Raw genomic sequence first — 8,537 nt, 5'->3', positions numbered from 1 at the left:
GGTGCCCGGCGCCCGAAAGGCGTTGGGGCACGCCTACGGTGGCGGCTCGCAGTACTACTCCATGTGGGTGGTCGGCGCGGACAAGCCGGAGCGGGTGGACGCATGACCGAGACCCCGGCGACGGTCGCGCACCCCGCGCACGAGGCCGGCCGCCGGTCCCGGGAGGCGGTCATGGCCCGCGACAAGGACGCGTGGCTGGCGGTGTTCGCCGAGGATGCCATCGTCGAGGATCCCATCGGCCCGTCCGCCTTCGACCCGGAGGGCAAGGGACACCGCGGGCGCGACGCGATCTCGGCGTTCTGGGACAAGGCCATCGCGCCGACCACCAGGATCGAGTTCGTCTTCCGCGACACCTACCAGTGCGGGAACGAGGAGGCCAACGTCGGGCACATCCTCATCACGACCGGCGAATACCAGACCACCGCCGAGGGCGTGTTCACCTACAAGGCGAACGACGAGGGCGAGATGGTGGCCTTGCGCGCCTACTGGGAGATGGACCGCGCGGCCGTCAGCACCCGCAAGGTTTAGATCGGCTTCAGGCCGGCCGGGTGCCGCTGAGCCAGCTCCCGATAGGCCTGCGGGTTCAGGTTGACCCACATCTCGGCGCCCGTGCCGGCGACCGGCCCCTTGACCTGGGCCGGCGCCCCGACGGCCAGCATGCCGGCCGGGATCTGGGTGCCGGCCGTCACCAGCGAGTGGGCCGCGATCAGGCTGCGCGCGCCGATGACCGCGCCGTCGAGGACGGTGGCGTGGTTGGCGATCAGCGCCTCGGGCCCGACGTGGACGCCGTGGATGACACACAGGTGCGCCACCGTCGCCCCCGGGCCGATGTCCACGGGGATGCCGGGCGGCGCGTGCAACACCGACCCGTCCTGCACGTTGGCGCCCTCCCGCACGACGATCGGGCCGTAGTCGCCGCGCAGCACGGCGTTGAACCATACCGACACCCCCCTCGACCGTGACGTCCCCGATCAGGGTGGCTGTCGGGGCCACGAACGCGGTGGGGTCGACCCGGGGCGCGCGGCCCTCGAAAGAAAACAGCGGCATCCGCTCAGACATACGCCCCGGATGAATATTCGGTGCTCAGAACCGCCGTCATTGCGCACGCCCGGCGTAAAACTGTAACGTGTTCTAGTTAGAGGCCCGCGAGTTGGAGGTGACAGGTGACTACCGACACCAATGCGGTCGGCATCCGGGAGATCGACTCCGGCGCACTGCCGACCAGGTACGCCCGCGGCTGGCACTGCCTGGGCGTCGCGAAGGACTACCTGGACGGGAAGCCGCACGCTGTGCGGGCGTTCGGCACCAAGCTGGTGGTCTTCGCCGACTCCCAAGGTCAGGTGAAGGTCCTCGACGCTTACTGCCGGCACATGGGCGGGGACCTGTCTGAGGGCACGATCAAGGGCGACGAGGTCGCCTGCCCCTTCCACGACTGGCGCTGGGGCGGCGACGGGCGCTGCAAGCTGGTGCCGTACGCCAAGCGCACGCCCAAGACGGCGCGCACCCGGGCCTGGACGACCGACGTGCGCGGCGGCCTGCTGTTCGTCTGGCACGACCACGAGGGCAATCCCCCCGACCCCGCGGTCCGGATTCCCGACATCCCCGAGGCCGCCAGCGACGAGTGGACGGACTGGCGGTGGAACAGCATCCACATCGAGGGATCGAACTGCCGCGACATCATCGACAACGTCACCGACATGGCGCACTTCTTCTACATCCATTTCGGCCTGCCGACGTACTTCAAGAACGTCTTCGAGGGCCACATCGCCTCGCAGTACCTGCACAACGTGGGCCGGCCGGACGTCAACGACCTGGGCACCTCCTACGGCGAGGCGCACCTGGACTCGGAGGCGTCCTACTTCGGGCCGTCGTTCATGATCAACTGGCTGCACAACAGCTACGGCGGCTACAAGGCCGAGTCGATCCTGATCAACTGCCACTACCCGGTGACGCAGAACTCCTTCGTCCTGCAGTGGGGCGTCATCGTGGAGAAGCCCAAGGGCATGGACGACGCCATGACCGACAAGCTGTCCAAGACGTTCACCGAGGGTGTCAGCAAGGGCTTCCTGCAGGATGTCGAGATCTGGCGGCACAAGACCCGGATCGACAACCCGCTGCTGGTCGAGGAAGACGGCGCGGTCTACCAGTTGCGCCGCTGGTACGAGCAGTTCTACGTCGACGTCGCCGACATCAAGCCGGAGATGGTGGAGCGCTTCGAGATCGAGGTGGACACCACCCGCGCCAACGAGTACTGGAACGCCGAGGTGCAGGAGAATCTCAAGGCCAAAGTGGCCGGCGCCGAGCCCGTTTCGGGCGACGTGCCCGCCGAGCAGCACTGAACCGAACATGCCGGAGGACCACCCCACGGTACCCGACGTCGATCGGCTCGCCCGATCGATGCTCTCGCTGCGCGGTGACGCCCACGACCACGCCCACGGGACCGCCAGCCCGGGCGGTGGGCTCGACTCATGGTCGAAATCAAGGGATTTCAGTGAAGATCCGCGGCGCGCCGCCGCGGTTGCCGAGGCCAGCCGCGCCGACCGGGAGCGCTACCTGAGCTCGGGATTGCGCCCGGTCGACTGCCGCTTCTGCCATGTGACGGTGAATGTGAGACGGCCGGGACCGGGCCACACCGCCGTCCAGTGGACCACCGAGGCGTCGCAGCGTTGTGCGTATTTCGCCGAAATCCGCGGCTCCGGCGGGGATTCCGCACGCATGCGCTCGTGTCCCAAGCTCGGCGACAGCATCGAACACGCCGTTGCCGAAGGCTACCTCGACGCGGCCCCCGACGAGGACTGAGCCGGCGGCACACCGGCCAGCGGTGCCACCGCGCGCGACGGCGTTCCCGCGACCAACCCCCCGTCATGCTCCCGAGCGCGCCCAGGCCGGACGCGAAGGAGATCGGGTTGAAGAATCCGGAGTTATATCCGTGGTCACCGCCGAAAACACGGCGAGTCGACAACCCGTAGCGCTGGCCCCGGCGGCTGAGGTCAGAGCCCCGCGAACCGCTCCCTGACCATCTCCGTGGTCAGCCCGTAGTCGGCGAGCGAGTACGTGTGTTTGGGCGCCCGTTCGCCCGACCGGCTCTCGGCGTGGCTGGACTCCATGGCCGCCCGCGCATCGTCGGTCAGCGTGATACCGAAGTGCCGGTAGATGTCGGCAACGGTGCCCAACGGGTCGGCGATCAGGTCGCGGTAGTCGACGTCGTAGAACTGGGCCGGGTCGTATTTGGCGCGCGCGGTGTTGAACCGCTCGAGCCCGCGCGACCAGGTTTCCATCGAATCCGCGCCGATCTGGGCGCCCACGAACGTCGTCGACCAACCCTCGGTGGTGTGCTGGGCCAGTGAACACATCGAGGCCATGATCGTCTCGACGGGCCGGTGGGTCTGAATGACGAGCGCATCGGGATAGGTGGCCATCAACGCCTCCACCGCGAACAGGTGGCTGGGGTTCTTGAGCACCCACCGCTTGTCGGCGTCGTTGAGCCCGATCAGCTGGAGGTTCCTGCGGTGCCGCTGATACGACGGCGTCCAGTCCTGCTGGGAAAGCCATTTCGCGTAGCTCGGCAGGTGCGCCAGGCTCTCGTAGGACACCGAGTGCAGCGACTGGCGCAGCAGCTGCCAGCACTCCTCGAGTTCGTAGGCGGCCATGAAATGCAGCCCGGTATACCCGGGGTTCTCCTGGTGGTGCCGGGTGAATTGCGCGTCGAGCTGGCTGTAGAACGGGTTCGACTCCCAGGTGTCGCGCGGCGGGCGCGGCTGGGGGAACTCGGCGAGCCACATGTGCAGGCCCTGGTGGGCCGGGTCGGCACCCAGCAGCCGGTGCAGGGCCGTCGTTCCGGTGCGCACCAGCCCGGTGACAAAGATCGGCCGTTCGATGACGACGTCAGCGTGCTGCGGGTATTGCTTCCACGCCGATTCCGACAGCAGCCTGGCCACCAGCGCGCCGCGCAGGAAGAACCGATTCATCTTGCTGCCCAACTCCGTAAGGCCGGCCTCGCGCTGGTAGGAGTCCAGCAGCACGCTCAGGGCTTCGCGGTAGTTGTCGTCGTCGGCGCCGAAATCGTCGAGCCCGACCATCTTGGTGGCCGACGCGTGCAGGTCCTCGACGGTGCCGATGTCGGTCCGGCCGGTCCGATCGGTCATCAGCTGTGGTACTCCCCGCAGTTGACGTCCAGGGTCTGCCCGGTGATGCCGCTGGACAGGTCGCTTGCCAGGAAGAGGATCGCCGAGGCCACCTCGTCCTCGGTGGGCAGCCGCTTCAGGTCGGAATTGGCTGCGGTCCCCTGGTAGATCTGATCCACCGTGGTGCCGTACTTGCCGGCCTGGTGCTCGAAGTAGGCCTGCAGCGTGTCACCCCAGATATATCCGGGCGCAACGGAGTTGACCCGGATTCCCTTCTCGCCGAGCTCGGTGGCCAGCGAGTGCGACATGGCCAGCAGAGTGGACTTGGCCATCTTGTAGGCGCCGTACTTGGCCTGCGAATGCCGCAGCACCATGGAGTTGACGTTGACGACCGATCCGTTCGCCTTCTCCAGCGCGGGCGTGAACGCCTGGATGAGACGCAACGCCCCGAGCGCACTCAGCTCGATCGCGTCCCGGATGTGCTGGAAACTGGTGCCGGCCAAGGGTTTCATCGACGGCACCCGGAAAGCGTTGTTGATCAGCACGTCGACCTTCCCGTAGGTCGCCATGGTGGTCTCGACGAGGTTGTTCACCTCGTCGTCGACGGTGATGTCCGCGCGCACCGACAGCGCTTTGTGCCCGGTGTCACCGACCTGTTTGGCGACGGCATCCAGCCGTTCCGGGGTACGGGCCGCCAGCACCAGGTCGGCCCCTTCGTTCGCGCACCGGTGCGCCAGCGTGGTACCGAGCCCCGGCCCCACGCCGCTGATGACGACTACCTTGTCCTTGAGCATCTCTGCCATCTTCACCCCAGCATCCTGGCCGCAATTTGCTGTTGTCGCAGCGTGATCCGCGCACGCCACTCGTCCTCGGAGATCTTGTTGTGCTCGAAGTGCGGCAACGCGTCCGGTACCGCGTCGAAGTCGACCAGCTCGACGGTTGGCCCGTCGGCCTCGGCGACCGGGCGCGAGACCCGTTGCCAGCGGAACTGCAGGATGCCACGCCGGTGACCGAGGGTTTCGACCCAGTTGGTCACGCCCGGATTCTGGTCGGCGACCACGATGCGCACCTTGCCGTCCGGGTCCGCTTGAGCCTGAGTGTTGTTCAGCGAGGTCTGGTGGTTGATGTAGTCCAGCGAGATGTACCACATGCTGCCCAGCTGGAAGCCCAGGTAGGGTGCGTCCGACACCGGGATAGTGATCACCAGCGCCTGGTCGGGCCGCAGGTCGAAATGGCCGACCGAGGAGTACTGGGTCGCCAGGCCGCCCGGTGTCAGCCGGGGCGCGACCATGGTGTTCACCGGGATGTCGAGGTAGAACCACTGCGGGAACTGCAGCCAGGTCTTGACCCGGTTGACGAGTTGCTTGGCGGCTGTGGCATAACGCTTTTCGATGGTCTCGCGGGTCAGTGGCGGTGGCGCGGTGCCCGCGGTGTCCAACCGGGAGATGGCCAAGGTGCCACGCTGCGCCGACCAGTCGGCGTACACCTCGCGGATCACCAGTTGCCCGGGGCTGGTCGGCCGCACCCGCCACTCGAAGCTGCCGTCCACGGCGATCTCGATCTCACGGTCGTCGAACGCGGCCTGGCTGGCCGGCACGTTGTCGTCGGTGTACTCACCGCCGAGCAGCTGAAAGCTGAGGTCGGTCGTGGTGCCGCGCCTGCCCATCACGACGTAGTCGTGGCCGGCGTGCACCCGGGTGCCGAAGTAGAGGGTGTCGGGGTTGTCCAGGCCCATCTTGGTGAACGGTCCGGTCCCCGATTGCAGGAACGGGTGGTCGCGCTCGTAGTCGAAGGCCAGATGCATGCAGCCGGCGATGCAGCCGGCCAGATACTGCAGTCCTTCGAGCAGATCCGCTTCGGTCTCGATGTGCGGTGCGGCGGCGACCAGTTGCTCGGCTTCGGCGATGGCAGCGGTGAGCGGGCCTGAAAAGGAGTCTGTGGACACGCCTAGACGCTAGAACGTGTTCTACTTTTTCGTCAATGGCGAACGTTCCCGCGCGTCGTGCGCGGCATTCAGCGACGAGGCCGACTCACTAGGGTACGCACTGCTGCGACAGGTCGATCAGATGCTGCCGCACATCCGGATGCCGCTCCAGGTAGGTGATGACGTTGCCGCCGTCGCCCTCCGCCTCCGACTTGGCGATCAGCTGCTGGTGCAGGTCGGGATGGCGCTCCAGGTAGGAGTTGATGGAGTTACCCACTGTCTGATCGCACTCGGGAGCCGCGGTGGCCGCCGGCAGCGCGATCACCATCGACGCGATGGCGCCCAATAAGCCGGCCCCGACGACGCGGGTAGCCCCGCCCCTGCGCCCACCGGCAGTCGTAATCACGGTCATGCAGCCCAGGTTACCCGCGTCCGCGCGGCACCAATCCTGGCGCGAACTGCGCCGCCGCCGGCCGCTACCCGCCGTACGGCAGCCCACCGCCGAACGCCATGAAGCCGTTCATGAACGATCCAACCCCATCACGATGTTCGATGGCGGCACCTGCATGCCGCATTGGTTGCGCTGGGCGGACAGTGGGGCGCGGATGCTCTGCAGGTCCCGTACCACGCCGAGAAGCTGTACAGGTAGGTGGGCAGGTCGGTTTTGGCCTGGGCGGGCGGTTGCTGCGCAATTTGAGTCAGCCGCTGGTTGACGCCGGGGGGTCGGCCAGGTAGGGGCTGGTCCTGTCCGGCCTCGTACTCGGCTGGCCGGCGTGGGCGCTCGAGCTGCGCGGGTCGGGCGCGGCGTGTGCCGCGGGTGCCACTGCCGCGGTCGAGGCGGCGGCGCTGAGCAGACCGCCGGCGAGGATTGCCGCACAAGCCACGGCGCACATGGGGGGCGGTCACGGTCATCGGGTTGCGCTTCCATCGCTCGGCTGTGCCTCGGACTTGTAAGCCTTACCCGACGCGGTCGTCGGCAAAATGGACGGCGCGAAACCATCCGCAGCAACAACGGAAAATCGTCAGTATCGGTGCTCTTGAGATCCGAACCGACCGGAAGGATCAGCGGGTCGCGGTTTTGAGTTCCGGCGGTTCCGCTTCCACCGCCACCCGCTCGCGCTGGCCCTCGGCCTCGGCCGCGGGGGCTTTCGTCGGGGCCTTCGGGGCGTTGGCCGCAGCCGGGCCCGCCGCCGCCGACGTCGCGACGAGCGGGGTGCCCACCGCCGGCGTGCTCACCACGGCTTCCGCTTCGAGGGCTTCCACCGCTGCCGTGACCTCCGGCGACGACTGTGCGGCCGTTCCCGGTGCCGGCGCCTCCGCCGCGGGCGGTGGCGCCGAGCCCGCAGACGCCGAGCCAGCCACCCGCGCGGCCATCATCGCTCCCATGCCGACGGTTCCCGCGAGGCCGGCGGTGCCGCCGGTGAAGCCGGCAGTCCCGGTGCTCGAGACACCGGCCACACCCCCGCCGGCGTTGGCACTGGTGGCTGCCCCGGTCCCTCCATCGGCCACGGCACCGCTGTCGGGAGTCACGGCGGCGACACCTCCGCCACCCGCCGCAGCAGCGAGGTTGGCGCTCCCGGCACCGACGACTCCGCCACCCACAATGCCGCCACCCACGTTGCCGACCGTCTGGCCGGTGCCGCCGGCGCTCGCGGCGCCGGCTCCGGCGATGGCGCCGCCGCCGGTACCCACGGCACCGGTGCCGCCGCTACCGGACATACCACCCATGCCCGGCAAGAACGGCATCGGCGGCATCAATGCCTGCCCCGACGTCAGTTGCGCGGCCGCCGCCGAGGCCCCACCGTGATAACCCACCATCGCGGACACGTCCTGCGCCCACATTTCCGCGTAATTGAACTCGGTCTGCGCGATAGCCGGCCAATTCTGCCCGAACAGGTTCGACATCACCAGGTTCACCAGACTGTTGCGGTTGGCCTCCACCGCCAGCGGGTGGACCATGGCCGTCAGCGCGGTCTCGAACTCGTTTGCCACCGCCTGGGCCTGAGCCGCCGCACTGGCCGCCTGGGAAGCCGCGGCATTCAACCACCCGGCGTATGGTGCCGCCGCCGCGGCCATCGCCCGCGCCGCCGCACCCTGCCACGCCTGCCCCGCCAATGTGGAAGTCACCGACGCAAAAGACTGCGCGGCGGAGGCCAACTCGCTGGCCAACCCGTTCCAGGCCGCCGCAGCCTGCAGCATCGGAGCCGACCCCGCACCGGAGTACATCAGCAGAGAGTTGATCTCCGGTGGCAACGTCATGAAACTCATCGGACTCCCCTAATGCCGACTGGCGGTCGTTAATACGAAGGTAGGACAATCCGGGCTCAGAATCACCCGTTTTCCACCAGACTTGAATAAATCCAGCTAGTGGGCTGGGTCACACCAGCAAATTGACGACGTGGTCAATGTGTGGCGGCTGTCCCGCTGTCCTGTTCGCGTTTGATTTCCAGGGCGATGTCGATGAGTTGGTCTTCTTGGCCGCCGATGAG

At 67.8% G+C, this 8,537-nt stretch carries 9 protein-coding genes and 2 pseudogenes; 4 read left to right on the top strand and 7 right to left on the bottom strand.

Features of this window, described 5'->3' with window-relative positions:
- Both AC2VOR_RS07875 and AC2VOR_RS07870 read left to right on the top strand, forming a co-directional pair.
- Positions 1-106, top strand: a 106-nt coding sequence (locus tag AC2VOR_RS07875; protein ID WP_486963540.1) for a hypothetical protein, incomplete at its 5' end; no start/stop codon positions are given.
- Entirely contained in the window at positions 103-528 is a 426-nt protein-coding gene (locus tag AC2VOR_RS07870; protein WP_369736761.1) for a nuclear transport factor 2 family protein, read from the top strand. The genes AC2VOR_RS07875 and AC2VOR_RS07870, both read left to right, overlap by 4 nt.
- On the opposite strand, the pseudogene AC2VOR_RS07865 reads toward AC2VOR_RS07870, so the two are convergent.
- Positions 525-1,047 (bottom strand): annotated as a pseudogene (locus AC2VOR_RS07865) (gamma carbonic anhydrase family protein). The gene AC2VOR_RS07870 and the pseudogene AC2VOR_RS07865 overlap by 4 nt on opposite strands.
- A gap of 116 nt (positions 1,048-1,163) precedes the next feature.
- Between AC2VOR_RS07865 and AC2VOR_RS07860 the strand changes: the two are divergent.
- Positions 1,164-2,339, top strand: coding sequence for a 3-ketosteroid-9-alpha-monooxygenase, oxygenase component (locus tag AC2VOR_RS07860; protein ID WP_369736760.1), 1,176 nt, complete (start codon positions 1,164-1,166; stop codon positions 2,337-2,339).
- Positions 2,340-2,346: 7 nt separating this feature from the next.
- On the top strand, positions 2,347-2,799 hold the full coding sequence (locus AC2VOR_RS07855; protein WP_486963539.1) for a hypothetical protein: 453 nt from the start codon (positions 2,347-2,349) through the stop codon (positions 2,797-2,799).
- A 191-nt stretch (positions 2,800-2,990) separates the two neighbouring features.
- Here the strand turns inward: AC2VOR_RS07855 and AC2VOR_RS07850 are convergent, their stop codons facing one another.
- From AC2VOR_RS07850 to AC2VOR_RS07825, 6 genes and pseudogenes are all read right to left on the bottom strand, one after another.
- The gene (locus tag AC2VOR_RS07850) at positions 2,991-4,145 is read right to left on the bottom strand and encodes a sulfotransferase family protein (RefSeq protein ID WP_369736759.1); all 1,155 of its coding nucleotides are present in this window, start codon (positions 4,143-4,145) and stop codon (positions 2,991-2,993) included.
- Positions 4,145-4,927 (bottom strand): SDR family oxidoreductase, encoded by a 783-nt coding sequence (locus AC2VOR_RS07845; protein WP_369741410.1) that lies wholly within the window; start codon positions 4,925-4,927, stop codon positions 4,145-4,147. The genes AC2VOR_RS07850 and AC2VOR_RS07845 overlap by 1 nt, the downstream gene beginning before the upstream one ends.
- Before the next feature lie 2 nt (positions 4,928-4,929).
- Positions 4,930-6,069, bottom strand: coding sequence for a hypothetical protein (locus AC2VOR_RS07840; RefSeq protein ID WP_369736758.1), 1,140 nt, complete (start codon positions 6,067-6,069; stop codon positions 4,930-4,932).
- An 88-nt stretch (positions 6,070-6,157) separates the two neighbouring features.
- Entirely contained in the window at positions 6,158-6,460 is a 303-nt protein-coding gene (locus AC2VOR_RS07835) for a hypothetical protein (RefSeq protein ID WP_369736757.1), read from the bottom strand.
- 650 nt (positions 6,461-7,110) lie between these two features.
- Positions 7,111-8,316, bottom strand: coding sequence for a PPE family protein (locus tag AC2VOR_RS07830; protein ID WP_369736756.1), 1,206 nt, complete (start codon positions 8,314-8,316; stop codon positions 7,111-7,113).
- A gap of 134 nt (positions 8,317-8,450) precedes the next feature.
- Positions 8,451-8,537: pseudogene (locus AC2VOR_RS07825) on the bottom strand (4-hydroxy-2-oxovalerate aldolase); the annotation flags it as partial.

This window comes from Mycobacterium sp. TH-M103, assembly GCF_057473785.1.
This window is presented reverse-complemented; position numbering and strand designations above follow the sequence as displayed.

What these genes read in the sequence shown, in the direction of transcription:
- AC2VOR_RS07835 (WP_369736757.1), bottom strand. Translation starts at nt 6,460, where the DNA reads ATGACCGTGATTACGACTGCCGGTGGGCGCAGGGGCGGGGCTACCCGC.
- AC2VOR_RS07850 (WP_369736759.1), bottom strand. Translation starts at nt 4,145, where the DNA reads ATGACCGATCGGACCGGCCGGACCGACATCGGCACCGTCGAGGACCTG.
- AC2VOR_RS07870 (WP_369736761.1), top strand. Translation starts at nt 103, where the DNA reads ATGACCGAGACCCCGGCGACGGTCGCGCACCCCGCGCACGAGGCCGGC.
- AC2VOR_RS07855 (WP_486963539.1), top strand. Translation starts at nt 2,347, where the DNA reads ATGCCGGAGGACCACCCCACGGTACCCGACGTCGATCGGCTCGCCCGA.
- AC2VOR_RS07845 (WP_369741410.1), bottom strand. Translation starts at nt 4,927, where the DNA reads ATGGCAGAGATGCTCAAGGACAAGGTAGTCGTCATCAGCGGCGTGGGG.
- AC2VOR_RS07830 (WP_369736756.1), bottom strand. Translation starts at nt 8,316, where the DNA reads ATGAGTTTCATGACGTTGCCACCGGAGATCAACTCTCTGCTGATGTAC.